The organism is Aeromonas sp. 84A (assembly GCF_051919345.1).
Lineage (GTDB): Bacteria > Pseudomonadota > Gammaproteobacteria > Enterobacterales > Aeromonadaceae > Aeromonas > Aeromonas veronii.
Map to the genome: position 1 here is coordinate 3,870,246 of NZ_JBQBEW010000001.1, position 26,109 is coordinate 3,896,354.

The window sequence follows — 26,109 nt, forward strand, 5'->3', positions numbered from 1 at the left end:
CGGTCTCATTTTATGTAACATGTGGGGCATTATTTTTTTGGCATCATCTTAAAGAACGCGAACGTCCGATTACGCTTCTACAAGTTCCTCAAAAAAATTCTTTTTAAAATCGGAAGTCACGTGCAAAATCTAGCCAAGGAGCACAGTTACGCCAAGATAGCTTTTGATATTGTAAACCGAGCATCTTTGTAGACTGAACTATTTCTCGAATCATATCATTAGAGCAATTTTCACCGAAGACTATCCCTTTAAGAGATGTTTTATAATTAAAGTAAAGTTGCTCCAAGCAATCAAAAATAACAAACCGGTATTCATCTTCACTGGACCAGTCACTTGCCTTTTCAAAAAACAACCTATTTTGAAATTTCATTAAATGGTCAAAAACATAATCATCCCCTCTACGCTCTAAATGATCGACATTCACAATGAACGCTTGTTCCATAGCGACATCAGAGATTTTTCTATCACAATATATGACATCACGGCATGAATAGGTTTTATCATTAAATTGCTCATGGAAAAACTTTGAAAAAAGAGACTCATCGAATATAAGACAAACACCGCTATGATTGGCAGCATACTGAGCCCACATTCGAGGTTTACAAAACCCACGTAACGGCATATCTTCTAAATGATTACCTGACAATATTTTATCTTTAGTAAAACATATCAAGCTTGTCTTTTCTTTCAAATCTGGATTCATCTTTTTAGATAAATATTCTGGAGTATATTTATCTAAACATCTACCTTCATTTGTCCCAGGAATGAAGAACCAATCCTTACTTTCCTTTGGATCATTTGTTGCATTGAATTTAGACAATCTAAGATTACTATTTTTTAAAATAAAGTCTAATGCAACATCCGCTTTAGTATAGTGATAGATATACTTTGTAGATTCCTTTTGAAAGGTAAACAAGCCTCACTCCTTACTTTTAATAAAGCTAATGAGAAACAATAATTAAAAATACGTAAAGTCTATATTGTTCATCAGTTTGCATACCCCTAACCAGTCAAAATATATATATAATACAGCATCGAGTTTATATTTAAACTTGCAAAATATCATAAATGTGATCTTCTCAAGTTTTACTTTTCAAAACACCATTATCTAAATAAAAAACGCCCCCCATCTTGCGATGGAGGGCGTTTTATTTTCCGGCTATTGGGCCAGAGTGGCCCAATGGTCAGCTATTACAGGGACTCTGCGGTCGCAACCACGTTTTCCACGGTAAAGCCGAATTCCTTGAACAGCAGTTCGGCCGGGGCGGACTCACCGAAGGTGGTCATACCGATGATCTTGCCGCCGAAACCGACGTACTTGTACCAGTAGTCAGCGATGCCGGCTTCGATAGCCACACGCTTGGTGACGGACATCGGCAGGACGGACTCTTTGTACTCGGCAGACTGGGCGTCGAACACGTCGGTAGACGGCAGAGAGACCACGCGCACGGCACGGCCCTTGGCAGTCAGCTGCTCATAGGCGGCAACGGCCAGTTCCACTTCGGAACCGGTGGCGATCAGGATCAGCTCCGGAGTACCGGCGCAATCTTTCAGCACGTAGCCACCCTTGGCGGTATCAGCCAGCTGCTGGGCAGTACGATCCATCTGGGCCAGGTTCTGACGAGAGAAGATCAGAGAGGTCGGGCCGTCGGTACGCTCGATGGCGTGTTTCCAGGCGATGGCGGATTCAACCTGGTCACACGGACGCCAGGTGCTCATGTTCGGAGTCAGACGCAGGGAGGCGATCTGCTCAACCGGCTGGTGAGTCGGGCCATCTTCACCCAGACCGATGGAGTCGTGGGTGTAAACGAAGATGGCGCGCTGCTTCATCAGGGCGGCCATGCGCAGGGCGTTGCGAGCGTACTCCATAAACATCAGGAAGGTAGCGCCGTAGGGGATGAAACCACCGTGCAGGGCGATACCGTTCATGATGGCGGACATGCCGAACTCGCGTACACCGTAGTGGATGTAGTTGCCGGAGGCATCGTCGTTGGTCAGGGACTTGGAGCCGGACCACATGGTCAGGTTGGACGGAGCCAGGTCGGCAGAGCCGCCCATGAACTCCGGCAGCAGCTTGCCGAACGCTTCCAGAGAGTTCTGGGACGCTTTACGGGTCGCAATCTTGGCCGGGTTGGCTTGCAGGGTTTCGATGATCTTGGCGGATTCGGCAGCCCAGTTGGCCGGCAGTTCGCCAGCGGTGCGGCGCTTGAATTCGGCAGCCAGAGTCGGGTGAGCGGCTTCATAGGCGGCGAACTTGGCAGCCCAGTCGGCTTCCAGTGCAGCACCCTTCTCCTGAGCGTTCCACTCGGCAGCGATATCGGCCGGGATAACGAACGGCGCGTGATCCCACTTCAGGAATGCGCGAGCAGCGGCGATCTCGTCGTTGCCCAGCGGTGAGCCGTGGCAGTCGTGAGAACCGGATTTGTTCGGAGAACCGTAACCGATGATGGTGCGGCAGCAGATCAGAGTCGGCTTGCCGGTCTCGGCCTTGGCGGCTTCGATGGCGGCATTGATGGCTTCCGGGCTGTGACCGTCAACAGCCGGGATAACGTGCCAGCCGTAAGCTTCGAAACGCTTGACGGTGTCGTCGGTGAACCAGCCTTCTACGTGACCGTCGATGGAGATGCCGTTGTCATCCCAGAACGCGATCAGTTTGCCCAGTTGCAGGGTACCTGCCAGAGAGCAAGCCTCGTGGGAGATACCTTCCATCAGGCAGCCGTCGCCCATAAAGGCATAGGTGTAGTGGTCAACGATGTCGTGGCCCGGCTGGTTGAACTGCTCAGCCATGGCTTTTTCGGCGATCGCCATACCAACGGCGTTGGTGATGCCCTGACCCAGCGGGCCAGTGGTGGTTTCAACGCCCGGTGCATAGCCGTACTCCGGGTGACCCGGGGTGCGAGAGTGCAGTTGGCGGAAGTTTTTCAGATCGTCGATGGAGAGGTCATAACCGGAGAGGTGCAGCAGGGAGTACAGCAGCATGGAGCCGTGGCCGTTGGAGAGAATGAAACGGTCGCGGTCGGCCCACTTGGGGTTGTTCGGGTTATGTCTGAGGTGGCTACGCCACAGCACTTCGGCGATATCCGCCATTCCCATGGGGGCGCCCGGGTGACCGGAGTTGGCTTTTTGAACGGCATCCATACTCAATGCACGAATGGCATTGGCAAGCTCTTTACGAGAAGGCATCTGAATCTCCTGCGATTGCTTCATTTGATGGCCAAGATTAAGGCGCGTTATTGTCCCAGCAGGGCGCGCGGCGTGCAAATATTATCTGGATGAATAAAGTGGCTTTGGGAGGACAATCGCTTTTCTTGCCCTCTATTGACCAAAGCAACCAGAGAAAAACGTTTGATTTCCATCCCTTTCGGGATAGGAGAGCACCGCTTGTGACCCATTGGACACTGCGCGACAAAATAGTGCTGGCAATCGGGGGGGGCGCTAATTAAAATAGACGTCCAGATGTAGATACCTCTACACCATCCCATTCATCCGGTTATTGCCGTGGCGATAACCCAGACAAGCTGAGACTCTTATCATGGCAAAGCTGTTTACTTCCGAGTCGGTCTCCGAAGGCCATCCCGACAAGATTGCGGACCAGATCTCCGATGCGGTACTGGACGCCATCCTCAAGCAAGATACCAAGGCACGCGTTGCCTGCGAGACCCTGGTCAAGACCGGTATGGTCATGGTGGCCGGTGAAGTAACCACCTCTGCCTGGGTTGATATCGAAGAGATCGTGCGTGATACCGTACGTGAAATCGGCTACACCCACTCCGACATGGGCTTCGATGCCGACTCCTGCGCCGTGCTGAACGCCATCGGCAAGCAGTCCCCGGATATCAACCAGGGCGTTGACCGCAGCGATCCGCTGGAGCAGGGCGCGGGCGACCAGGGCCTGATGTTCGGCTACGCCACCAACGAAACCGACGTGCTGATGCCGGCCCCCATCACCTACTCTCACCTGCTGGTGAAGCGTCAGGCTGAAGTACGCAAGAACGGCACCCTGCCGTGGCTGCGTCCGGATGCCAAGAGCCAGCTGACCTTCGCCTATGACGACGCAGGCAAGATCATCGGTGTGGATGCCGTTGTTCTGTCTACCCAGCACGCCGAATCCATCAGCCACAAGGATCTGGTTGAGGCGGTACGCGAAGAGATCATCAAGCCGGTGCTGCCGGCCGAGTGGGTCAACAAAGACACCAAATACTTCATCAACCCGACCGGCCGTTTCGTTATCGGCGGCCCGATGGGTGACTGCGGTCTGACCGGTCGCAAAATCATCGTCGACACCTACGGCGGCATGGCCCGTCACGGTGGTGGCGCCTTCTCCGGTAAGGATCCGTCCAAGGTTGACCGCTCCGCTGCCTACGCCGCCCGCTACGTTGCCAAAAACATCGTGGCCGCCGGTCTGGCCGATCGCTGTGAAATCCAGATCTCCTACGCCATCGGTGTGGCCGAGCCGACCTCCATCAGCGTCGAAACCTTCGGTACCGCCAAAGTCGCCGAAGAACTGCTGGTCAAGCTGGTACGCGAGCACTTCGAACTGCGCCCGTATGGCCTGATCGAAATGCTGGATCTGAAGCGCCCGATCTACCAGGCTACCGCTGCCTACGGTCACTTCGGTCGCGACGAGTTCCCGTGGGAGCAGACCGACAAGGCCGAACTGCTGCGTTCTGCCGCTGGCCTGTAAGGCTCGCTGTTGTGATAAAAGGGGAGCCTGGCTCCCCTTTTGCTTATCCGCCATTTGACGAGAACCCGATGTCAGCCACCTCTACCCGCCTCGACCCCACCCTGCATCAGCAGCTGCTGGCGCGAGTCGACGCCTGCTTTGTGCAGGCCGAAGCGCGCCTTGGCCGCACCTTCCCCCGCCCGCAAGTCCATTGCAACATGCGCGGTCGGGCGGCAGGATCGGCGCGGCTGCAAACCTGGGAGCTGCGCTTCAATCCCGCCCTCTGTCAGGCCAACCAGCAGGCGTTTCTGGATGAGGTGGTGCCCCACGAGGTGGCCCATCTGCTGGTCTATGCCCTTTGGGGTGAACATAGCGGGGAAGGTCGCGGCAGATCGCGAGTGCTGCCCCACGGCCGCCAGTGGCAATCGGTGATGCGGGAGGTGTTCGACCTTGAGCCCAGAACCACCCACAGCTTCGATCTGGCGGTTCTGGCCCAGCGCACCATCCCCTATCGCTGCCTCTGTCAGCAGCATCAGCTGTCGGTACGCCGCCACAACAAGGTGGTGCGCGGCGAAGCCCGCTATCACTGCCGCCGCTGCAAGCAGCCGCTGGAGCGGGAACGGCCGGAGCCCGAACAGTAAGCCAGCCGGTGTCGCGCTCTTGTGGTAGGGTGCCCGCCATCGTTCGTCAATCATCCCGTTTGCAAGGAATCCCATGCGTTTCATCTCCTCCCTCGCCCTGACCCTGCTGGCCGGTTTGCCGCTGCTCAGCACGCCTCTGCACGCCCAGACCTTTCGCGAAGCCAAGCAGGATCTGGTGAAGCTCTATCGCAGCCAGCCTGCGGTCACCACTTTCTACTGCGGCTGCGACATCGACTATCAGGGCAAGAAAATGAGCCCGGATCTCGCCAGCTGCGGCTATGAGCCGCGCAAGCAGGCCAAGCGCGCCGCCCGCATCGAGTGGGAGCACGTGGTCCCGGCCTGGGAGTTCGGCCACCAGCTGCAATGCTGGCAGGATGGCGGTCGCAAGCACTGCGAAAAAGCGAGCCCCGAGTTCAACAAGATGGAGGGGGACATGCACAACCTCTTCCCCGCCATTGGCGAAGTGAACGGCGATCGCGCCAACTACCGCTTCTCCGACTGGAACGGCAAGCCGGATCAGTATGGTCAGTGCCAGATGCTGGTGGATTTCAAGGATCGTCGGGTGCAGCCGCCCAAGGGGCCGGTACGGGGCCAGATCGCCCGCGCCTACCTCTACATGAGCCAGCAGTATGGGCTGCGTCTGGCAGCGCAACAGCGTAAACTGTTTGAAGCCTGGGACAGGCAGTACCCGGCAGAAGGCTGGGAGTGCGAGCGCAATCGCCGCATCGGCAAGCTGCAGGGCAATACCAATCCCTTTATTGAAAAGCAGTGCCAATAACCCCATTTGACCAGGGAGGGGATCGCCCCTCCTATCATGAAACCCTTCCCCACTGCCGCGTGAGCCTTGCTCGCCGCAGGATATGAAGGGTTTCCAAGCAAGAGACTGACAAGCAGCCATGCGCATTCCACGTATCTATGAACCGGCCACCCTGCAAGTTGGCCAGACCATCGCCCTGTCGGAAGACGGCGCCAACCATATCGGCCGGGTGCTGCGCATGCAGCCGGGCCAGCAGCTCGAGCTGTTCAACGGCGATGGCAATCAATATCCTGCCACCATCGCCAGCGTTGGCAAAAAGTCGGTTGAAGTGACCATCGACCGCTGCGACGTCCAATCGGTGGAGTCACCGCTGGCCATCCACCTCGGTCAGGTGATCAGCCGTGGCGACAAGATGGACTTCACCATCCAGAAATCGGTGGAGCTGGGCGTCACCTGCATCACCCCGCTCTTCTCCGAGCGCTGCGGCGTCAAGTTGCCGGCAGATCGGCTGGAGAAGAAGCGCGAACAGTGGCAGAAGGTGGTGATCAGCGCCTGCGAACAGTGCGGCCGCAACGTGGTGCCAGAGGTGCGCATGCCGATGGAGCTGGATGCCTGGCTGGCGGAAGAGACCAAGGAGCTCAAGCTCAACCTGCACCCGCGCGCCGAGTACAGCATCAACACCCTGCCCGTTCCCGAGCATGGCGTGCGCCTGCTGATTGGCCCGGAAGGGGGATTGTCGAGCGACGAGATCGCCCGTACCGTGCAGGAAGATTTCAAAGAGATGCTGCTGGGGCCGCGGGTGCTGCGCACCGAAACCGCCGCCCTGACGGCGATCACTGCGCTGCAGTGCCGCTTTGGCGATCTGGCCTGAAGCAGGTTTTAAGAATCTCACTAGCAATCGAGCCACAAGAAGGATATTCGGATGACCATTAAACTCGGCATCGTGATGGACCCCATCTCGGCCATCAACATCAAGAAAGATTCCAGCTTTGCCATGCTCGAAGAGGCGCAAAAGCGCGGCTATGAACTCTTCTATCTGGAGATGAAGGATCTCTACATGGAAGCCGGTCGTGCCTTTGGTACCATGCGCCCGCTCACCGTCAAATATGACTATGCCGACTGGTACACGCTGGGCGAGGTGGTGGATCAGCCCCTCTCCAACCTAGATGTGATCCTGATGCGCAAGGATCCGCCGTTCGACACCGAATTTATCTACGCCACCTACATGCTGGAGCGGGCCGAGGATGAGGGTTGCCTTATCGTCAACAAGCCGCAGAGCCTGCGCGACGCCAACGAGAAGCTCTACACCGCCTGGTTTGCCGAGCACACCCCGACCACGCTGGTGACCCGCCGCGCCGACAAGCTGCGCGCCTTCCACGCCCAGCACAAAGACGTGATCTTGAAGCCCTTGGATGGCATGGGCGGCGCCTCCATCTTCCGCATGAAGGAAGATGACGTCAACGTCGGTGTCATCATCGAAACCCTGACCGCCCACGGTAGCCAATACTGTATGGCGCAGACCTATCTGCCCGCCATCAAGGATGGCGACAAGCGGGTACTGGTGGTGGACGGTGAACCAGTGCCTTACTGCCTCGCACGCATTCCGGCGCAAGGTGAGACCCGTGGCAATCTGGCGGCCGGTGGCCGTGGTGAGGCGCGCCCCCTGAGCGAAGCTGACTGGGCCATCGCCCGCGCGGTGGGCCCTACTCTGAAAGAGAAAGGCCTCATCTTCGTCGGCCTCGACATCATCGGCGATCGGCTGACCGAGATTAACGTCACCAGCCCGACCTGTATTCGCGAAATTGAAGCGGCCTTCGATGTGCATATCACCGGCATGTTGATGGATGCCATCGAGCGTCGGCTGGCTCAGTGATCGCCAGGCAGGCTAATCAGCCTGTTCAGGAGTAACCCGCCCCTGACAAGCCCGGAAACAGAGAGGGTGGCCAGCGCCACCCTCTCTGTTTCAAGGCAATCCGGAAAGGGGCGGGATCTCGCCCAGCCCAAAAAGCGGTTTTTCCCATGGGGATCAACTGCCATAATTGACCTCAAATACCTTTGCACTATTTGGCCTCTATGCAAACACTGCAAAATCACTTCCTGCTTGCCATGCCAAGCCTGACGGATCCCTATTTCGAGCGCTCGCTGGTCTATCTGTGCGAGCACAACGAAGAGGGCGCCATGGGCTTGGTCGTCAACATTCCGGTGGAGATGTCGCTGGAAACCATGCTGACCCAGCTCCAGCTCAATCCGCCCAACAACCCGGAGCTCAAGCAGCCGGTGCTGCAAGGGGGGCCGGTTCACGCCGATCGCGGCTTCGTGCTGCACAGCTTCCGCCCCGGTTTCAACTCCACCCTGCAGGTGGGGGATGAGATGATGGTGACCACCTCCAAGGATATTCTGGAAACTCTGGGTACGAGCGAGGCCCCTGCCCATTGGCTGGTGGCCCTTGGCTATGCCGGCTGGAGCGCCGGGCAGCTGGAGCAGGAGCTGGTGGATGGCGCCTGGCTGGTGATCCCCCCCAATCCGGCTCTGGTGTTCAAGACCCCCATTCACAAACGTTGGCAACAAGCTGCCGCCAGCATAGGGGTGAACCCGGTTCACCTCTCCAGCGATATCGGCCACAGCTGATCGGCTGGCCCGCTCCGCTCTCTATTTCGAGGATTTATCAGTTATGTCATCACGCAGCATCATGGGCTTTGACTATGGCACCAAGAGCATTGGCGTCGCCATCGGTCAGGAGCTAACTGGCACAGCCCAGCCTCTGCGCGCCCTCAAGGCCAACGACGGCATCCCCAACTGGGACGAGATTGAGAAGCTGCTCAAGGAGTGGCAACCGGACCTGCTGGTGGTCGGTCTGCCGCTGAACATGGATGGTACCGATCAGGAGATCACGGTACGGGCCCGCAAATTCGGCAACCGGCTACATGGCCGTTTCGGCAAGCCGGTGGAGTTCAAGGATGAGCGACTCACCACCACAGATGCCCGCGCCCGCCTGTTTGAGCGAGGCGGCTATCGCGCGCTGGAAAAAGGCAGCGTGGACGGGGTCTCGGCGCAGTTGATCGTCGAAGCCTGGATGGAAGAGCAGTACAACTAAGCCATCAACAGCAAGGCAAGGGTCGCCGCCCTTGCCTTGTCTCGCACGATTCCCTCATTACGCCTGTGACTGACCCGCTACCAGCCCCTCGGCCTCTGTCGGCGTCGCATTCATCATCCGGTTGAGCCAGGGCACCATCAGCCCCATCACCACCGCAATCAGCAGGGTCGCCATCCCGATCTTGCCAAACACGCCGGTGTAGATCGGCAAAGTTTGCAGCGGATCCGTCATCCCTTGCGGCACGGCGGTAAAAGTCGCCACATAGCCACCCAGCAGAGACGCCATCGCTTGAGTCAGGAACCACATTCCGAGAATGAAGCCCATCAGGCGTTGTGGCACCAGCGCGGCGACCATCGCCAGTCCCAGGGCGCTGATCATCAGCTCGCCCAGACTCTGGAACAGGTAGATAAGCACCATAAACCAGGGGGAGGTAAGCCCCTGCTCATCGGCAAACCACCAGCCGGATGCCGCCGCCGTCAGAAAGCCCAGCGAGCAGAAGAACATCCCGAGAGTGAACTTGAGCGGCATGGTGAGATCCCGTCCCTTGCTGCCCATTCGGGTATAGATCATCGCGAGTACCGGGCTACCCACCACCACCCAAAAGGGGTTGAGCGCCTGGAAGCTGATGGGGTTGACGCTCATGCCCAGCATTTCGTGGTGCATATTGTTGATGGCAAAGAAGTTCAGAGACGTCGGCATCTGGGCATACAGCACGTAGAAGAGCACCGCCTCCAGCATCAGCACGAAGGCCACATACATCTTGTTGCGGCCCACGGAATCGAGCCTGAACGCCTCGCGAAAGAAGACAATCACCACGGCGATGGTTACCGTCATCAGCACCATGTTGGCGATCACCACGTGGTGCATCAGCCAGGCGCAGAAGAAGACCATGGCTACCGAACCCAATATAACCAGCAGCAGCTTGCTGTAATTCAGTGGCAGGTGATCCGGCTCGGAGCCAATATCCTTGACCATATTGCGGCAGGCAAAGAAGGTGAGCAGCGCAATAATCAGCCCCACCCCGCACAGGTTATAGGTCACGGTATAGCCGTAATGATCGGCAATCACCGGCGCCAGCGAGAGGGAAATAAGGGAGCCGATATTGATCGACATATAGAACAGGGTAAACGCCCCATCCAGCCGCGGATCTTTTGGCTGGTAGCATTTTGAAAGCAGGCTGGCCGGATTGGCCTTGAACAGACAGTTACCGACTGCAATGGTGCCCAGCGCATAGAAAATCAGGTCGGGATTATAGATAGAGAGGCCGGTCATAAAGTAGCCTATCACCAACACGATAGCCCCGAGCACCATGGTGCGCTTGGTGCCGAGTACATGGTCGCCGACATAGCCACCGACCGAGATCAGGCCATATACCAACGCCGAGAAGGCACCGAAAGTAATAAAGGATTGCTCTTGGGAAAATCCCAGTTGCTGCACAAAGAAAACCGCCAGGATCCCCTGCACGCCGTAATAACCGAAGCGCTCCCAGAGTTCGACGAAAAATATCATAAAGAAGGGTTTGGGTTGTTGTAACAACCCGGTCGGTGCTGTTGCTGGACGCATATCAACCTGCCTTTGCTGAGATTTATTTTTATTAATCTGGTGGTGGCTGCCGCACTATTTTTTCGTCCGTCATTGCCATTACGGGGAGCACAGTCAGCCTGCCAATCTGGCTATTTTCGGGTGCACGGGCCCCGTTCGATGAAAGGTGTTTTTCATCTAGCCGGTTTCAATTACGGGTTATCGGGGGATGGTGAGTGGCGTCTCCCAGTGCAGTTACCGACTCCGGGTTCTACCTTTGCTGCATCCCTTCACTCAAGCCGGTTTATCAACCTTGATGCTTATTCCCCTCTGCTCCGTCACTCATGGCTGGTGGTTAGATAGCCGGGGCATGACACGGCCACAGACGACCTGTGGGGCTGGCTCACGCCGCGCTCTACTGGCAGTCACCTACGCAGGCGATATCTAACCCCACCATTCCAAGGGGTGTCATGCTATATCACTGCAAATACAGGAACTTAATGGTCGATCACACTTTAAAAGTGACCATCAGTGAAGTTTTCTAATGAAACCACATGAATTTTTTTCGTGAAAAGAGCTTCACTCGAGACGTGCAACCAAGGCCAATCTGTGCATAAAGAGAGTTGAATGGCACACAGTTGAACCCGAACTCGGCACTTAAGTCGTGCAAAAGCACACTCATCCGGGCGATACGACAACAAAAAGCCGGAGCAGATGACTCCGGCTGATCGATAGGCACCGTCACGGCCACATTAGCGTGGCGATTCATCGTTGTAGAGTCGCCGGATCTCGTTGCGCAGCCACATCACCTTGGCATCCTGATTGTGCCGCTTGTGCCACAGCAGGATGAAGGCGATCTCCAGCTGGGCGTAGAGCTTCTCGGGTAGCGGCAGCGGCATGGCGATCAGATTGCCGTGATGCCGACTGGCATAACCACCGCAGTAGGAGGGAGCCACCGCAATCAGCTCATGGCTCGACTGGGAGGCAATATGCAGCGCCTGCTCGAAGCTGGAGACCATGATGGGCACCTCCCGCTTCAGCCCCTCGTCCTCCAGCAGGCTGTCGAGGGCCCAGGTATCGTTCGCCTCCCACACCATGCTGATCTGGGGGCAGGCCAGAAAGTTCTCCAGCGACCACTTCTGCTCGAGCAAGGGGTGATCCTTGCGCAGAAAAACCACCGGTCGATCGGTGAACAGCACCTCGTGATCGATGTAATAAGGCAAGCGGTTGACCTTGGCCAGGGAGCGGCCATGGGTCTCGCGGGCACAGAAGCCGAGATCCGCATCGCCGTTGACGATGTCGTTGAGGGAGTGGTGATCCCACCCCAGCATCCTGACCACAGAGTTGGGGTACTTCTGGTAGATGGTCATGGGCAGATCGCTCAGGAAGCTGATGTAGAAGGGAGACTCCATCACCAGCGTGAAACGGGCACCGTCGGGGATCGCCTCGCTATTGAGCGAGGTGATGCTGTCGGTAAGCTGGAACCAGACCTTCAGCTCCTCCTCCAGGGTCAGGGAGAGGTTGGTGGGCTGCAACCCCTGCCGCACCCGCACAAACAGGGGATCGTCAAACCACTCCCGCAATTTGGCCAAAGACTTGCTCACCGCCGACGGGGTGACACAGAGCTTTTTGGCCGCCCCTGCCACACTGCGCTCCTGCATCAGGTACTTGAAGACCACCAGCAGGTTCAAATCGAGTTCACCCAGATTGCGCATATCCCCTCTCATCTTCCATCAGCCCTGCGACCGCGCTTCACGAAGCGCGAGCCATGGTACCAGCCCTTTGACAGCCAGGTAACTGAGCAGAGCCAGCATCAGGGCATAGATCAGCATCTCGGTCGGGGCAAAGCCAAGTTGGCCCAGCAGCCAGATATAGAGGCCGGAGAGGCTGATCTGCATGATGCAGAGCACCGCGCTGGCGAACGCCACATTGTGTTGACAACCATCGAGCGCCTCCCCCATCGCCACTCCGAAGCCACAGGAGAACCCGACACAGACCAGCGCAAATCCCGGTAACAGCAGATGGATATTGCCCCCCAACTGCCAGCACCCGAGTAGAAAACACGCAGCCAGCAGATAAGCCAGATGGGATACCGCCAGCACCTTGTGCTTACCAAGCCAGCGCAACAGCAGGGGCATCAGAAAGGAGGTGGACATGCTCACCCCGGCCATCACCATCATCACGATGGAGTACTGCTCGGTGGTGAAGCCGAACTCCTTCATCAGGATCAGCGGTGAGACGCTGACATAGACCAAAATAGAGGTCACGCTGGCACTGGTCAGCAGGGAGAGCAGCATAAAGCGCGGCGAGCGCAGCAGGGCAAAAGGCAGCGCCGTGCCACTGCCCTGTTGCCGCGCCGGGCGGGTCTCCTTGAGCAGCAGCAGGTTGACCAGACCGCTGACGGCCGCCACCAGCGCCATCGCCACGAAGATCCCGCGCCAATCAAAATGGGACAGGATGAGGTAACCGAGCACCGGCGCCAGCACCGGGATCACGCAGATCACCCCGTTGATCATCGAGAGCGCCATCGCCAGCCGCTCCTGACACAGCACGTCCCGCAGCACGGTAAAGGTCATGATATAGAGCGCCCCCGCCCCGACTCCTTGCCAGAAACGGCCGAAATAGAACTGGCTGATCCCCTCTGCACTGCCTGCCACCAGCGAGGCAAGGACAAAAATTAGGGCGCCCCCGAGCACCACCCAGCGCCGCCCGTAGCGATCGGCAATCATTCCGCCCAGCAGCACGGTCGCCGCCATGCCAAACAGATAGATGGAGAAGGCGGTATGGATCTGCGCCTCGCTCGCCTGCAGGGTATCGGCAATCTGGGACACGGCGACCAGATAGAGATCGATCCCGACCGGATAGAGAATGATCATCAGAAAAGTGCACAACAGGAAAACAGGCATGGATGCTCCATAACAGATTGGCGTGCTGATACCTGCCAGATCACAGCGACAGGCGAACAGTGGCAGCGCCAAGGTGGTGACAAAGGTAGCAACACAGTGCGTCGCAATGGGGCAACTATATGGGCGCACACCACCCTCACCTAGTGAAGAGATGGCGTTCGGTACATTCCAATCAGGAAATATTGTATTGAGCTGCGTGCCTGGACGGCCATATTGAATCGAGCAGACTCACTAATAAACCGCGTCACCTCCCGCTCATAGCCATCCCTGCGCTGCACTTTTACCGCCCGTCTGTTATCCGCCTTCGCCCTAGCGGGCGTATAAGCTGTAGGTGCGACGCAATACAGGGAATGTGTATGAAGGTAATGAAAAGAGAAGAGCAGATTGCCGGGCTGCTGGCGGCACTGGAGCAAGTCATTCTGGGCAAGCCGCTACAGCTGAAAATCGCGCTGGTGACCCTGCTGGCGCGCGGTCATCTGCTGATCGAAGATCTGCCCGGTATGGGCAAAACCACCCTGGCCCACGCGCTGGCACAGGTGCTGGGGCTGGCATGCAGGCGGATGCAGTTCACCGCCGATCTGCTCCCCGCCGACCTGCTGGGGCTGCAGATCTTCGACCCCCAACAGCAAACATTTCGCTTTCACCCCGGCCCCATCTTTACCCAGGTGCTGCTGGCGGACGAGATCAACCGCGCCAGCCCCAAGGTGCAGAGCGCCCTGCTGGAGGCGATGGCCGAGGGCAAGGTGAGCATCGAGGGCCACACGCACCCACTCCCCGATCCATTTTTCGTCATCGCCACCCAGAATCCGGCGGATCAGGCGGGCACCTATCCGCTGCCGGAATCCCAGCTCGACCGCTTCGCCGTGCGACTCTCGCTGGGTTTTCCGCCGCGAGAGGCGGAGCGCCAGTTGCTGCGCGGCCACCAGCCGAGCGGCCCATTACCCGCCATGCTGGATGCTGCCGGACTCGCCACCTTGCAAAGCGAAGGGGATGCCATCCATGTTTCCGATGCCACCCTCGATTACCTGCTGGCGCTGGTGCACCAGAGCCGCTTTGATGGGGATCTGCCACAGCCCCTCTCCCCCCGAGCAGCCCAGACCTTGCTGGCGGTGAGCCGGGCCTGGGCACTGGTAGCCGGGCGGCGCTTTGTCACGGTGGAGGATGTGCAGGCAGTCTTCCCCTATGTGGCCGAGCATCGGCTGCGGGGCAGCTTTGGCGTACAGCACGGCGAAGCCTGTCCCCTTAGCCAGCGGCTGCTGGCCAGGGTCGATCCGGACAATCCCTGATGAGCAAATTGCTAAACCGTTGGCAGCAGTGGCGAGCCCGCTGGCAGCGGCGCTGGCCCGACCGCCGCATTCCCCCGGCCCGCCAGATCACGCTGGGTACCCGCAGCCTCTTTATCCTCCCCACCCGCATGGGGCTGCTCTATCTGCTGGTGCTGCTCGCCATCTATCTGCTCGGCACCAACTACCAGAACAATCTGGTACTGCTGCTGGCCTACTGCCTCGGCAGCCTGTTTATGGCAGCCATGTGGCTCACCCACCGCAACCTGCTGGGGCTGGAGCTGCTGGGTGGCCCGCTGGTGCTGGGGGAAGCGGGTAGCCAGCTGCCTATCCGTATCTTGGTGCAGAGCCCGCGCCCGGTGCAGGCACTTCACTTTAGCCTCAACGAAGGCACCCTCTGGCTGACACAGGCCGACGCTGTGCCTCGCACCTTGATCCTGCCGGTATCGGGCTCGCGCCGTGGGCCATTGCCCCTTGGCCGATTGCGGGTCGAGAGCCGCTACCCCCTCGGTCTGTTTCGCTGCTGGTCCCTGCTGGACTTGCAGCTGGAGGGCTGGCTTTCCCCCAAACCGGCATTCGGGGCGCTAAGAGGGGAACATGCGACCGAAAGCGAGGGGAATCAGGGCCAGCCCGCTCCGGCCACTCTCGGTGACTTTGATACCCTGCGGACACATCAGGCCGGTGAGCCACTGAGCCGGGTCGCCTGGAAGCAACTTGCCCAGGGGCGCGGCCTGCTGACCAAGCAGTTTCATGAACCTCAGCAGGATGACACTCACCTCACCTTGCAGCGAGTCACGGGTGGGGATCTGGAGCTGCGGCTGGCGGTGCTGGCCTGGTGGTGCGCCGATTACGGCAAGCGGGGCATCCCCTTTACCCTGACACTGGCAAACCAGACGCTGGGGCCCGATAGCGGTGCCGCCTTTGTGCAGCGCTGCCGGCTGGTACTGGCCCAATTCGATGCCACACCACCGAAGAGCACGCCAGATGCTGCTCGATAACCGCCGCCTGCTGCCATTCATCGCCCTGCAACAGCTGCTGCTGGTCGCGGCGCTATGGCCCCAGTTGCAGCTCTGGGTGGTGGCAGTAGGCGCCATGACCCTCGGCGTCCGGGCCATGATGCTGTGGCGCGGCTGGCCGCCCCTGCCTGCCCGCGGGTTGGCGCTGCTGGCCATCACCACTTTGCTGTTGCTGGGACTACAGTGGCGTGGCTTGGGCACCCTGCCCGCCCTGATCAATCTGCTCTGGCTCGGCTATAGCCTCAAGATGATCGAGGTTCGGCGCGAGCGGGATATCGAGCTGGTGCTGCTGCTCGCCTTCTTTCTCATCGCGCTGGCGCTGGTGCAGCGACAGAGCATCGGCTGGACGGCCGGAATGACAGTAGCACTCTGGCTGGCAGTGACCGCGCTGGTGGCCGCCATCGCCCCCGAGCAGAAACGGCCTTGGCGCAGTGCGGGCGGCGCTCTGCTGCTGGCGCTTCCCCTGCTTATCACTCTTTTTTTGCTGCTGCCGAGGCTCCCCCCCCTCTGGCAGATGCCCACCACCAGCCGCGCCCTGTCGGGGCTTTCGGAAGAGCTGGCCCCCGGCGATATCAGCGAACTGGTCAACTCCTCGGAACTGGCGTTTCGGGTCACTTTTGCCGATGGCCCGCCCCCTGTCCGCGAGCGCTACTTTCCGGTGATGCGCCAAGAAGTTTTCGATGGCCAGCGCTGGTTGCTGAGCCCCGAGGTCAGGGCGTGGCAACGGACAGTGCCGGTGCAGACCGGGCTGACCCTTCTGGCATCCTCTTCACAGGCCAACACTCAACTGGCAGATAGTCCGTTACCCGCCGGGAGCTACGAGGTGATCGCCGAGCCCCAGCGCCACCGCTGGGCCTTTGCCCTGAGTGAACCGCGTCTGCTGGCGGGCCCGGTGCTGCTAACCCCTCTAGACACCCTCTATCGACAGGGGAGCGGCGAGGTGGCGATCCGCTATCGGATTGGCCGCGGCGAAGCACAGATCGAGGACGACCACCAAGCCGCCCAGCGCAACCTGCAACTGCCAGCCAGAGGCAACCCGAGAGCGCGCGCCTATGGCCAAGAGCTTGCGGCACGCTATCCAGAACGCGCAGCGCTGGTCGCCGCCCTGCTCGCGCAGTTTCGCAGCCAATCCTATTACTACACTCTGACCCCGCCACGGCTTGGCCGTGACGGGGTGGATGAGTTCCTGTTCGATACCAGGCAGGGCTTTTGCGGCCACTACGCCATGGCGACCGCTTTCGTGCTGCGCTCCGCCGGTATTCCGGCACGGCTGGTCACCGGTTATCTCGGCGGCGAGTGGAATCCCAGAGGCAACTATCTGGCGGTACACCAGTTCGATGCTCACGCCTGGGTGGAGTATCTCGATGAAGGAGGAACATGGCGGCGAATCGACCCCACGGCTGCAGTGGCGCCGGAGCGCATTGAAGGTGGTGTGAGGGAGGCGCTGAGCGACGAGTTTACCGCCGCCGACCCGCTCGCTTTGCAGCGTTATCGCAACTGGGCCCTGCTCAATCAACTACGCTGGTGGGGCAACAATATCGACTACCAGTGGAGTCGCTGGGTGATTGGTTACGATGCGGACCAGCTCTGGCAGCAAATTGGCCTGCGCTGGCCTGCACTGGCGGGACATACACCCTGGTTGATCCTCGCCAGCCTGATGCTAGTCGCCCTGCTGGTGAGCCTGCCCCTGCTGTTGCCCGCCCGCCTGCCGCCAGAGCGGCGCATCTGGCAGCCCCTGCTCAAACGGGGTAAACGCAGCGGCTACCCACCCCAGCCCGCCGAGAGCATGGGGGCATGGTGCGAGCGGCTGGCACGGCTGCGTCCCGACCTTGCCCACGCCCTGCTAAAGAGTGCGTGGCTCTATCGACTCTGGCGTTATGCCCCCCTCAGCGAACGGCAACAAGGGCGCTGCTGGCGCCAGTTACGACGGCGTATCAGACAGCTCGCCCAGCGCTGGGATCAACAGCCAACGAGTGCGCCATAAAAGAAGAGGGGAGCCACCGGCTCCCCCTTCAGGTTTTAATCAAGAGGTTTGACTCACCGCTTGTTATTTTTTGGTCGGATTGTCCCAGATCCCCTCTTCCAGCTGGGAGCGGATCTCGGGGTATTTGTTGGCATCGAAGGTGGGCACCTTGCCCAGCCGGAGCTGGTCGTTGTAATCCTTGGCCAGCTTGATGGCAACGCTGGAGAGCAGCAGGATCGCCACCAGGTTGACGATAGCCATCAGTCCCATGGAGACATCCGCCATCGCCCACACAATCGGCAACTCACCCACGGCACCGAACATCACCATCCCCAGCACGAACACCCGGAACAGCATCAGGCCGCCCTTGTGGTTGTGTTCGAGGAACACCAGATTGGTCTCGGCATAGGAGTAGTTCGCCACGATAGAGGTGAAGGCGAAGAAGAATATGGCCGCCGCAATGAAGATGTTGCCACCGCTGCCAATCTGGGAGGAGAGCGCCCGCTGGGTCAGCTCGACACCGGTCACCCCGGAACCCGGCTCGAACTGACCGGACATCAGGATGATGGCGGCGGTACAGCTGCAGATGACGATAGTGTCCATAAAGACCCCCAGCATCTGCACATAACCCTGGGAGGCCGGGTGCGGCGGATAGGGAGTTGCAGTCGCCGCAGCGTTGGGCGCAGAGCCCATCCCTGCTTCGTTGGAGAAGAGACCGCGCTTGATACCGTTGATCATCGCCTGGGAGATGGCATAACCGAGCGCACCCGAGCCTGCCTGCTCAATCCCGAAGGCGGACTTGATGATCAGCATGAACACATGGGGCAACTCGGTGATGTTCATCGCCACGATCACCAGCGCCAGCAGGATGTAGGCCAGCGCCATAAAGGGCACTACCAGCTCGGCAAAACGGGCGATGCCACGAATGCCGCCGAAGATAATCAGGCCGGAGAGCGCCACCAGCGCCAGACCGCTGACCCAGTCAGGAATGCCAAACGCCACCTTCATCGCCAGACTGATGGAGTTGGCCTGCACCGCGTTGAACACCAGGCCAAATGCCAGGATCAGGCAGAGCGAGAAGACCACCCCCATCCAGCGCATGCCAAGGCCTTTCTCCATGTAGTAGGCCGGGCCACCACGGTAGTTGCCATCCTCATCCTTGACCTTGTAGAGCTGGGCCAGAGTGCTTTCAACGAAGGCGGTCGCCATGCCGATAAAGGCAATCAGCCACATCCAGAAGATGGCGCCGGGGCCACCCAGATAGATGGCGACAGCCACACCGGCCAGGTTGCCGGTGCCGACACGGGCGGCAAGGCTGGTACAGAGGGCCTGGAAGGAGGAGATGCCTGCGTTGTCCGATTTACGGCTGTTTTTCAGCACGGAAAACATGTGGCCAAAGTGACGGATCTGGATAAAACCCAGGCGGAAGGTGAAAAAGATACCGACCCCGATGAGCAGGTAGATGAGCACGGCTCCCCACATCAGGTCGTTTAGCATCGCAATCAAGGTGTCCATAATTCTCTCGTTGTTATTCACATCCATGGCCAGTCTGCGCTGACCGTTTTCTGTCTGTCGTTTAATTAGCGTTTCGCTAAAGGGGCGGAATCTAGCACAGCGGGAGAGCCCGGAATAGTGATCCCGGTCACGCGAGACACAAAAAACGAACGGTAAAAGCCCATAAAGCTCCATTTAAATCGCAAACTTTCAACAAACTCAATAATTCAATCAGACAGGCCACCATTAAGCCCCATAAGAGAACCTTTTTGATATATCCCTGATGAGCTATCCGAAAACGCAAACGCTTGCATGAAATGGCTTTCAAACGGAGACATTTCGCCAAACGTTTTCGCTGTAATTAAATTTCAAGTACGTAGCGAGATAATTTATGTGATCGACGACACAAATATGGATATTGGCTAAAAAAGTTCAACTGAAAGCAAACCGGAGGGAGGTCGGAATGAAATGTAAAAAACCTTACTAATCATATAGTTTCAAGCCATAAAACGGGATAACTCAACAGCCTGAATGTTTAACAACCAAGCGCCCCTATTGCAGGATGCACCACATCAGTATTAATTAGGCAGGCAATGACGATGGGCCGCCCCCATCGCGCTTTTCTGAGCCTGAGGCACCAAGATCCTGTAATTTTATTTCAGAACCACCGTCTCAAGCCCGCAACCCAGGGATTACTCCCTCATTAAGAGATGATATTCGCTATGGCCGATAAATTAACCCAGCTGAAAGCCCTGACCACTGTTGTTGCCGACACCGGTGATATCGAAGCCATCAAACGCTATCAGCCCATCGATGCCACCACCAACCCCTCTCTGGTTCTGAAGGCCTCCGAGATCCCCGAGTACGCTCCGCTGATCGAAGACGCCATCAAGTGGGCCAAAGCCCAGAGCCAGGACAAGGCACAGCAAATCATCGACGCGGGCGACAAGCTGGCCGTCAACATCGGTCTGGAAGTGCTGAAGATCGTTCCGGGCCGTATCTCTACCGAAGTGGATGCCCGTCTCTCCTTCGATACCGAAGCCAGCATCGCCAAGGCCCGCAAGCTGATCCGTCTTTACAACGAAGCGGGTATCAGCAACGACCGCATTCTGATCAAGCTGGCCTCCACCTGGGAAGGGATCCGTGCCGCTGAAGTACTGGAGAAAGAGGGTATCCAGTGCAACCTGACCCTGCTGTTCTCCTTCGCCCAGGCCCGTGCCTGTGCCGAAGCCGGTGCCTTCCTGATCTCCCCGTTCGTGGGTCGTATCCTCGACTGGTACAAGGCCAAAAATGGCCGTGATTACACCGCCAGCGAAGATCCGGGCGTGGTCTCCGTCACCTCCATCTACAACTACTACAAGCAGCACGACTACCCGACCGTGGTGATGGGCGCCAGCTTCCGCAACACCGGCGAGATCCTGGAACTGGCCGGTTGCGACCGCCTGACCATCGGCCCGGCCCTGCTGGAAGAGCTGAGCAAAACCGAAGGCGCCGTGGTACGCAAACTGGACTACACCGGTGAGCGCAAGGCCAAACCGACTCCGATGACCGAAACCGAATTCCGCTGGGAACTGAACCAGGATGCCATGGCTCACGAGAAGCTGGGCGAAGGCATCCGCATGTTTGCCATCGACCAGGGCAAGCTGGAAACCATGCTGGCAAGCCGCCTGTAATCGGTTCTTTTTTCTGATAAAAACCGGGCCCCTACCAAGGGGCCCGGTTTTTTTTCATGGGCTTTTTTAGCGCTGTCATAGAGTCGTCACGAAAACGTTTTAATTTCAGATTCGTTATGTTATACGGGTGGTGAAAACGATAAAAACCAAGGAGGGAGCCATGGAAATGTTCAACTTCGATTATGACGAGGTGGTTGAACTCGGTTCGCGTAGCCGCGGGACAACGGGAAAAAAACGTAAATGGCGTGAAATCGAGGCGTTGAAAGACAAACATCGCCTGCAGAAGGAGCTGCAATCCATCGATATCGCCTATGAAGGTCTTACAGACGAGATCGAACTGTAATACTGCCAGACACCTGTAAAAGCGCTCCGCACAGTCGGGGCGCTTTTTTCTGCCGCAATCGAATGAGCAAGCGGCTTGTCATGCCACTGCTAGCGATGCCAAAGGATGCTGCAGGCTAATGACAGTCATCACCAACAGCGTGGCAACCCTGCCCCACACCCACGAATGCAGACCTGCGCCGTTTCAGGGCGCATTGGGGCAATCACCGCAAGACAAGTAATCAGCAATAAAAAACCCCCGTCGATGACGGGGGCCTGAATACTCGGGGGTGACGGCAGCGCTTAGCAGTAACCGTAGCCCAGCAGACGCTGGTAGCGTTGCTCCAGCAGTTGCTCGGTATCGAGCGGACGCAGAGCGTCCAAATCCTGCTTGATGCGAGCCTTGAGGTTTTGGGCCATCTTCTCCACATCGCGGTGGGCACCGCCGAGGGGCTCGTCGATCACGTGGTCGATCAGCTTGAGCTCTTTCAGACGCTGGGCAGTGATCCCCATCGCTTCGGCAGCCACAGAAGCTTTGTCAGCACTCTTCCACAGGATGGAGGCACACCCTTCCGGCGAGATGACGGAGTAGGTAGAGTACTGCAGCATGTTGACGCGGTCACCAACGCCGATTGCCAGCGCACCACCGGAGCCACCCTCACCGATCACGGTGCAGACGACCGGCACAGTCAGACCGGCCATCACCTTCAGATTGCGGGCAATCGCTTCGGACTGGCCACGCTCTTCGGCACCGACGCCGGGGTAGGCGCCCGGGGTGTCGATAAAGGTGATTATCGGCATCTTGAAGCGCTCGGCCATCTCCATCAGACGCAGGGCCTTGCGGTACCCTTCCGGACGCGGCATGCCGAAGTTGCGCTTGATCTTCTCTTTGGTCTCGCGACCCTTCTGGTGACCAATCACCATCACCGGCTCACCGTCGAGACGGGCGATGCCGCCGACGATAGCCTTGTCATCGGCATAGGCGCGATCGCCAGCCAACTCGTCGAAATCGGTGAAGATATGCTCGATATAGTCAAAGGTGTAGGGGCGCTGGGGATGACGCGCCATCTGGGATACCTGCCAGGCTCCCAGATCACCGAAGATCTTCTTGGTCAGCTCTTCGTTTTTCTTCTCCAGCCGGCGGATCTCGTCTTTCAGATCCACGGCGTGATTGCCTTCACTCACATGTTTGAGTTCATCAATCTGCGCCTGCAACTCGGCAATCGGCTGTTCAAAATCCAGAAAAAGACTCATAGGGCCTTAGAACCTCTAATCAAAAACCAATTCAACCCGCTCTCGTCCAAGCAGGACTCGCAAGTCATCTATCAGTTGATCGGTGGGCGTCACCCGCCACTCGGTACCGAGCGTCAATCGCACCCGGGAGCCGGGGCGACGATAGTTTACCTGAACCGGACAGACTCCGGCACGGGCGGGCTCCAAAATCTCGCACAAACGCGGGAAAAAGCGATCATCAATCCGCTGTTCATCGAGGGAGATGCGGATTGCTCTGGCAAAACGCTCCCTCGCATCGTTGATATCCAGTAATTCTCGAGCCGACATTTTAAGGCCACCAGAGAAGTCATCAAAGCTGACCTGTCCAGAAACCACCAAAATGCGGTCTTTTTGCATCAACTCTTCATATTTTTCCAGCGCTTCACTGAACAGGGTCACATCGAGGCGACCGGAACGGTCGTCCAGGGTGAAGATCCCCATCTTGTTGCCACGCTTGGTCACCATGCTGCGGGCCGCAATCACCAGCCCCGCCGCCGTGGTTACGGTATCGCGGGAGGTGGGATGCAGATCGCACAGGCGACCCGAGGTATAACGACGCAATTCGCTGCTGTACTGGTTGATGGGGTGGCCGGTGAGATAGAGTCCGAGGGTCTCGCGCTCCCCTTCCAGCCACACCTTGTCAGGCCAGTGCGGCACGTTGGCAAACGCCTTCTTGACGTCGTCAATCTCTTCGGTGAGCACGCCGAACATGTCGACCTGCCCCACCGCCTGCGCCTTGGCGTGCTGCTCGGCGGCACGCATCGCCTCCTCCAGGGTCGCCATCAGGGCGGCACGGTGGGGGCCGAGCCGATCCATGGCGCCGGAGAGGATCAGCTTCTCCATCACCCGCTTGTTGAGCTTCTTGATGTCGACCCGGTTGCAGAAGTCGAACAGATCGCGGAACGGGCCGTCCTGATCCCGGGCGCTCAAGATCGCATCGATGGGGCCTTCACCCACCCCTTTCACCGCCCCGATCCCGTAGACGATATGACCATCTTCGTTGACCGAGAAGCGATAGCGACCGGTGTTCACATCCGGCGGGATCACGGTCAGCCCCATCCGCTGACACTCGTCCACCAGGGTCACGATCTTGTCGGTGTTGTCCATATCGGCGGTCATCACCGCCGCCATAAACTCGGCCGGGAAGTGGGTCTTGAGCCAGAGGGTCTGGTAGGAGACCAGCGCGTAGGCGGCGGAGTGGGATTTGTTGAAGCCGTAGCCCGCAAACTTCTCCACCAGATCGAAGATCTTCATCGCCAGTTCGCCGTCGACGCCATTCTTGACGGCGCCCTCCTCGAAACCGGCCCGCTGCTTGGCCATCTCCTCGGGCTTTTTCTTACCCATCGCCCGGCGCAGCATGTCTGCGCCACCGAGCGTGTAGCCCGCCAGGGTCTGGGCGATCTGCATCACCTGCTCCTGATAGAGGATGATGCCGTAGGTCGGTTCCAGAATCGGTTTCAGGCTCTCGTGCTGCCACTTCTCGTCCGGATAGGAGATCGCTTCATTACCGTGTTTGCGGTCGATGAAGTTATCCACCATGCCTGACTGGAGCGGGCCTGGTCGGAACAGGGCCACCAGTGCGATCATGTCTTCGAAGCAGTCGGGACGCAGCCGCTTGATGAGATCCTTCATGCCGCGAGATTCGAGCTGGAATACCGCCGTGGTCTCGTAGCGCTGGAGCAGGTCGAACGACTTCTTGTCATCGATGGGGATGGCGGCGATATCGACCGGCGGCTTGCCCTCTTTGGCAAGACGCGGGTTTATCATACCGAGCGCCCAGTCGATGATGGTGAGAGTGCGTAGACCCAGGAAGTCGAACTTCACCAGACCGGCGTATTCCACATCGTTCTTGTCAAACTGGGTGACCGGGTGATGGCCCTCATCATCGCAGTAGAGCGGCGCAAAGTCGGTGATCTTGGTGGGTGCGATCACCACGCCACCGGCGTGTTTACCAGCGTTGCGCACCACCCCTTCCAGGCGGCGAGCCATGTCGATGAGGTCTTTGACCTCCTCATCCTGCTCGTAGAGCTCGGGCAGCTTGGGCTCGGCCTCGAATGCCTTGGCAAGCGTCATGCCCGGATCCGGCGGGATCAGCTTGGAGATACGATCCACAAAGCCGTAAGCGTGGCCCAGCACCCGGCCCACGTCCCGCACTACTGCCTTGGCCGCCATGCTACCGAAGGTGATGATCTGGGAGACCGCGTCCCGGCCATACATGTCGGAGACGTGCTCGATCACCTCGTCGCGTCGGTCCATGCAGAAGTCGACGTCGAAGTCGGGCATGGATACCCGCTCGGGGTTCAGGAAACGTTCGAACAGCAGGTCAAATTCCAGCGGGTCGAGGTCGGTGATCTTGAGGGCGTAAGCCACCAGAGAGCCCGCCCCCGAGCCCCGGCCCGGGCCAACGGGAATGCCGTTGTCCTTGGACCACTGGATAAACTCCATCACGATGAGGAAGTAACCCGGGAAGCCCATCTGGTTGATCACTTTCAGCTCAACATCGAGGCGCTCGTCATACTCGGGACGGCGCTCGGCCCGCACCGCCGGATCCGGGAACAGAAACTCGAGACGCTCCTCCAGACCCTCTTTCGACTTGGCCACCAGAAAATCTTCGGTAGTCATGTCACCGGTCGGGAAGTTGGGCAGGAAGTACTCGCCAAGACGCACCGTCACGTTGCAGCGCTTGGCGATCTCCACCGTGTTTTCCAGCGCTTCGGGGATATCGGCAAACAGCTCCGCCATCTCCTCCTGACTGCGCAGGTACTGCTGGGGGCTGTAGCGACGGGGACGGCGTTTGTCCATCAGGGTATAGCCATCGTGGATGGCAACCCGAATCTCGTGGGCGTCGAAGTCATCGGCGTTGAGGAACACCACCTCGTTGGTGGCGACCACTGGCAGCTCGAACTCGGTGGCGATGGCCACCGCCATGTGCAGGTAGACCTCTTCGTCGGGTCGACCGGTACGCAGCAGTTCGAGGTAGTAGGCATCGGGGAAGTGGGTCTGATAGAAGGCGACACACTGCTCGGTCATCTGCCGGTTGCCCTTGAGCAGGAACTTGCCCACATCCCCCTCGCGGCCGCCGGAGAGGACGATCACCCCCTTGGCATGCTCGGCGAGCCAGCTCTTGTCGATAACCGGACGCCCCTGCACGTGGCCGCGCTGGTAACCGCGGGAAATAAGCAGGGTGATGTTCTGGTAGCCGTCGTTATCCATGGCGAGCAGGGTGAGACGGAACTGCTCGTCGCCGAGCTCATCGCTCTGCACCCAAAAGTCGGCACCGACGATGGGCTTGATCCCCTTGCCGTGGGCCGCGCCATAGAAGCGCACCAGACCGCACATGTTCATCTGATCGGTCAGCGCCAGCGCCGGCATGTTGTTGGCCGCAGCCGCCCCGACGATGGGGTTGATCTTCTGCAGGCCATCGACCATGGAGAAGTCGGAGTGGACTCGCAGGTGGATAAAACGGGGTTCAGCCATCGTCATCTCCTCTCGCTGCTCAAACTAA

General features: G+C 58.5%; 20 protein-coding genes. 12 read left to right on the forward strand and 8 right to left on the reverse strand.

What is annotated here, in order from left to right:
* Positions 1-103: 103 nt before the first annotated feature.
* A complete protein-coding gene (locus tag ACTG20_RS17420) occupies positions 104-916 on the reverse strand; it encodes a DUF2971 domain-containing protein (RefSeq protein WP_123173595.1) in 813 nt (270 codons plus the stop codon).
* A gap of 275 nt (positions 917-1,191) precedes the next feature.
* Positions 1,192-3,183 carry a transketolase gene (gene tkt / locus ACTG20_RS17425; protein WP_118854212.1) on the reverse strand — a complete coding sequence of 664 codons (1,992 nt, stop codon included), beginning with the start codon at positions 3,181-3,183 and terminating at the stop codon, positions 1,192-1,194.
* A 349-nt stretch (positions 3,184-3,532) separates the two neighbouring features.
* Here tkt and metK point away from each other — a divergent pair, with 349 nt between their 5' ends.
* The 7 genes from metK (at position 3,533) to ruvX (ending at position 9,155) form a co-directional block, all read left to right on the forward strand.
* Positions 3,533-4,684: a methionine adenosyltransferase gene (gene metK / locus ACTG20_RS17430; protein WP_005338519.1), complete on the forward strand. Its 1,152-nt coding sequence runs from the start codon at positions 3,533-3,535 to the stop codon at positions 4,682-4,684.
* Positions 4,685-4,752: 68 nt separating this feature from the next.
* Positions 4,753-5,304 carry a SprT family zinc-dependent metalloprotease gene (locus ACTG20_RS17435; RefSeq protein ID WP_194496533.1) on the forward strand — a complete coding sequence of 184 codons (552 nt, stop codon included), beginning with the start codon at positions 4,753-4,755 and terminating at the stop codon, positions 5,302-5,304.
* Positions 5,305-5,377: 73 nt separating this feature from the next.
* A complete protein-coding gene (locus ACTG20_RS17440; RefSeq protein ID WP_194496534.1) occupies positions 5,378-6,082 on the forward strand; it encodes an endonuclease in 705 nt (234 codons plus the stop codon).
* Positions 6,083-6,200: 118 nt separating this feature from the next.
* Positions 6,201-6,932 carry a 16S rRNA (uracil(1498)-N(3))-methyltransferase gene (rsmE, locus tag ACTG20_RS17445; protein WP_069556423.1) on the forward strand — a complete coding sequence of 244 codons (732 nt, stop codon included), beginning with the start codon at positions 6,201-6,203 and terminating at the stop codon, positions 6,930-6,932.
* Positions 6,933-6,983: 51 nt separating this feature from the next.
* On the forward strand, positions 6,984-7,934 hold the full coding sequence (gshB, locus tag ACTG20_RS17450; protein WP_194496535.1) for a glutathione synthase: 951 nt from the start codon (positions 6,984-6,986) through the stop codon (positions 7,932-7,934).
* Between the two features lie 200 nt (positions 7,935-8,134).
* Positions 8,135-8,689: a YqgE/AlgH family protein gene (locus ACTG20_RS17455; protein WP_005349793.1), complete on the forward strand. Its 555-nt coding sequence runs from the start codon at positions 8,135-8,137 to the stop codon at positions 8,687-8,689.
* 43 nt (positions 8,690-8,732) lie between these two features.
* On the forward strand, positions 8,733-9,155 hold the full coding sequence (gene ruvX / locus ACTG20_RS17460; protein WP_005343821.1) for a Holliday junction resolvase RuvX: 423 nt from the start codon (positions 8,733-8,735) through the stop codon (positions 9,153-9,155).
* A gap of 57 nt (positions 9,156-9,212) precedes the next feature.
* Here ruvX and dtpB read toward each other — a convergent pair whose 3' ends face one another.
* The 3 genes from dtpB to ACTG20_RS17475 form a co-directional block, all read right to left on the reverse strand.
* On the reverse strand, positions 9,213-10,718 hold the full coding sequence (dtpB, locus tag ACTG20_RS17465) for a dipeptide/tripeptide permease DtpB (RefSeq protein ID WP_194496536.1): 1,506 nt from the start codon (positions 10,716-10,718) through the stop codon (positions 9,213-9,215).
* 710 nt (positions 10,719-11,428) lie between these two features.
* Entirely contained in the window at positions 11,429-12,391 is a 963-nt protein-coding gene (gene yidZ, locus ACTG20_RS17470; RefSeq protein ID WP_194496765.1) for an HTH-type transcriptional regulator YidZ, read from the reverse strand.
* An 18-nt stretch (positions 12,392-12,409) separates the two neighbouring features.
* Complete coding sequence (locus ACTG20_RS17475) at positions 12,410-13,582, reverse strand: MFS transporter (RefSeq protein WP_194496537.1); 1,173 nt, start codon at positions 13,580-13,582, stop codon at positions 12,410-12,412.
* Positions 13,583-13,938: 356 nt separating this feature from the next.
* On the opposite strand from ACTG20_RS17475, the gene ACTG20_RS17480 reads away from it, so the two are divergent.
* Genes ACTG20_RS17480 through ACTG20_RS17490 form a run of 3 tightly spaced genes read left to right on the forward strand, consistent with a single transcriptional unit; the run spans position 13,939 to position 17,865 of the window.
* Positions 13,939-14,868 (forward strand): AAA family ATPase, encoded by a 930-nt coding sequence (locus ACTG20_RS17480; RefSeq protein WP_376787915.1) that lies wholly within the window; start codon positions 13,939-13,941, stop codon positions 14,866-14,868.
* On the forward strand, positions 14,868-15,863 hold the full coding sequence (locus ACTG20_RS17485; RefSeq protein WP_194496538.1) for a DUF58 domain-containing protein: 996 nt from the start codon (positions 14,868-14,870) through the stop codon (positions 15,861-15,863). Before ACTG20_RS17480 ends, ACTG20_RS17485 begins: the two co-directional genes overlap by 1 nt.
* Positions 15,850-17,865, forward strand: coding sequence for a transglutaminase family protein (locus ACTG20_RS17490; RefSeq protein ID WP_194496539.1), 2,016 nt, complete (start codon positions 15,850-15,852; stop codon positions 17,863-17,865). The genes ACTG20_RS17485 and ACTG20_RS17490 overlap by 14 nt, the downstream gene beginning before the upstream one ends.
* Before the next feature lie 63 nt (positions 17,866-17,928).
* Here ACTG20_RS17490 and ACTG20_RS17495 read toward each other — a convergent pair whose 3' ends face one another.
* Positions 17,929-19,359, reverse strand: a complete 1,431-nt coding sequence (locus ACTG20_RS17495; protein WP_013724018.1) for an alanine/glycine:cation symporter family protein — start codon at positions 19,357-19,359, stop codon at positions 17,929-17,931.
* Positions 19,360-20,060: 701 nt separating this feature from the next.
* Here ACTG20_RS17495 and tal point away from each other — a divergent pair.
* Together tal and ACTG20_RS17505 are read left to right on the forward strand one after the other, a co-directional pair.
* Positions 20,061-21,011, forward strand: a complete 951-nt coding sequence (tal, locus tag ACTG20_RS17500) for a transaldolase (RefSeq protein ID WP_019445226.1) — start codon at positions 20,061-20,063, stop codon at positions 21,009-21,011.
* A 160-nt stretch (positions 21,012-21,171) separates the two neighbouring features.
* On the forward strand, positions 21,172-21,354 hold the full coding sequence (locus tag ACTG20_RS17505; RefSeq protein ID WP_005338547.1) for a DUF3545 family protein: 183 nt from the start codon (positions 21,172-21,174) through the stop codon (positions 21,352-21,354).
* 281 nt (positions 21,355-21,635) lie between these two features.
* Here the strand turns inward: ACTG20_RS17505 and accA are convergent, their stop codons facing one another.
* Positions 21,636-22,586 carry an acetyl-CoA carboxylase carboxyl transferase subunit alpha gene (gene accA, locus ACTG20_RS17510; RefSeq protein ID WP_194496540.1) on the reverse strand — a complete coding sequence of 317 codons (951 nt, stop codon included), beginning with the start codon at positions 22,584-22,586 and terminating at the stop codon, positions 21,636-21,638.
* A 15-nt stretch (positions 22,587-22,601) separates the two neighbouring features.
* A complete protein-coding gene (gene dnaE, locus ACTG20_RS17515) occupies positions 22,602-26,081 on the reverse strand; it encodes a DNA polymerase III subunit alpha (protein WP_164537521.1) in 3,480 nt (1,159 codons plus the stop codon).
* Between the last annotated feature and the right edge of the window lie 28 nt (positions 26,082-26,109).

What these genes read in the sequence shown, in the direction of transcription:
- tkt (WP_118854212.1), bottom strand. Translation starts at nt 3,183, where the DNA reads ATGCCTTCTCGTAAAGAGCTTGCCAATGCCATTCGTGCATTGAGTATG.
- metK (WP_005338519.1), top strand. Translation starts at nt 3,533, where the DNA reads ATGGCAAAGCTGTTTACTTCCGAGTCGGTCTCCGAAGGCCATCCCGAC.
- ACTG20_RS17435 (WP_194496533.1), top strand. Translation starts at nt 4,753, where the DNA reads ATGTCAGCCACCTCTACCCGCCTCGACCCCACCCTGCATCAGCAGCTG.
- ACTG20_RS17440 (WP_194496534.1), top strand. Translation starts at nt 5,378, where the DNA reads ATGCGTTTCATCTCCTCCCTCGCCCTGACCCTGCTGGCCGGTTTGCCG.
- rsmE (WP_069556423.1), top strand. Translation starts at nt 6,201, where the DNA reads ATGCGCATTCCACGTATCTATGAACCGGCCACCCTGCAAGTTGGCCAG.
- gshB (WP_194496535.1), top strand. Translation starts at nt 6,984, where the DNA reads ATGACCATTAAACTCGGCATCGTGATGGACCCCATCTCGGCCATCAAC.
- ACTG20_RS17455 (WP_005349793.1), top strand. Translation starts at nt 8,135, where the DNA reads ATGCAAACACTGCAAAATCACTTCCTGCTTGCCATGCCAAGCCTGACG.
- ruvX (WP_005343821.1), top strand. Translation starts at nt 8,733, where the DNA reads ATGTCATCACGCAGCATCATGGGCTTTGACTATGGCACCAAGAGCATT.
- dtpB (WP_194496536.1), bottom strand. Translation starts at nt 10,718, where the DNA reads ATGCGTCCAGCAACAGCACCGACCGGGTTGTTACAACAACCCAAACCC.
- yidZ (WP_194496765.1), bottom strand. Translation starts at nt 12,391, where the DNA reads ATGCGCAATCTGGGTGAACTCGATTTGAACCTGCTGGTGGTCTTCAAG.
- ACTG20_RS17475 (WP_194496537.1), bottom strand. Translation starts at nt 13,582, where the DNA reads ATGCCTGTTTTCCTGTTGTGCACTTTTCTGATGATCATTCTCTATCCG.
- ACTG20_RS17480 (WP_376787915.1), top strand. Translation starts at nt 13,939, where the DNA reads ATGAAGGTAATGAAAAGAGAAGAGCAGATTGCCGGGCTGCTGGCGGCA.
- ACTG20_RS17485 (WP_194496538.1), top strand. Translation starts at nt 14,868, where the DNA reads ATGAGCAAATTGCTAAACCGTTGGCAGCAGTGGCGAGCCCGCTGGCAG.
- ACTG20_RS17490 (WP_194496539.1), top strand. Translation starts at nt 15,850, where the DNA reads ATGCTGCTCGATAACCGCCGCCTGCTGCCATTCATCGCCCTGCAACAG.
- ACTG20_RS17495 (WP_013724018.1), bottom strand. Translation starts at nt 19,359, where the DNA reads ATGGACACCTTGATTGCGATGCTAAACGACCTGATGTGGGGAGCCGTG.
- tal (WP_019445226.1), top strand. Translation starts at nt 20,061, where the DNA reads ATGGCCGATAAATTAACCCAGCTGAAAGCCCTGACCACTGTTGTTGCC.
- ACTG20_RS17505 (WP_005338547.1), top strand. Translation starts at nt 21,172, where the DNA reads ATGGAAATGTTCAACTTCGATTATGACGAGGTGGTTGAACTCGGTTCG.
- accA (WP_194496540.1), bottom strand. Translation starts at nt 22,586, where the DNA reads ATGAGTCTTTTTCTGGATTTTGAACAGCCGATTGCCGAGTTGCAGGCG.
- dnaE (WP_164537521.1), bottom strand. Translation starts at nt 26,081, where the DNA reads ATGGCTGAACCCCGTTTTATCCACCTGCGAGTCCACTCCGACTTCTCC.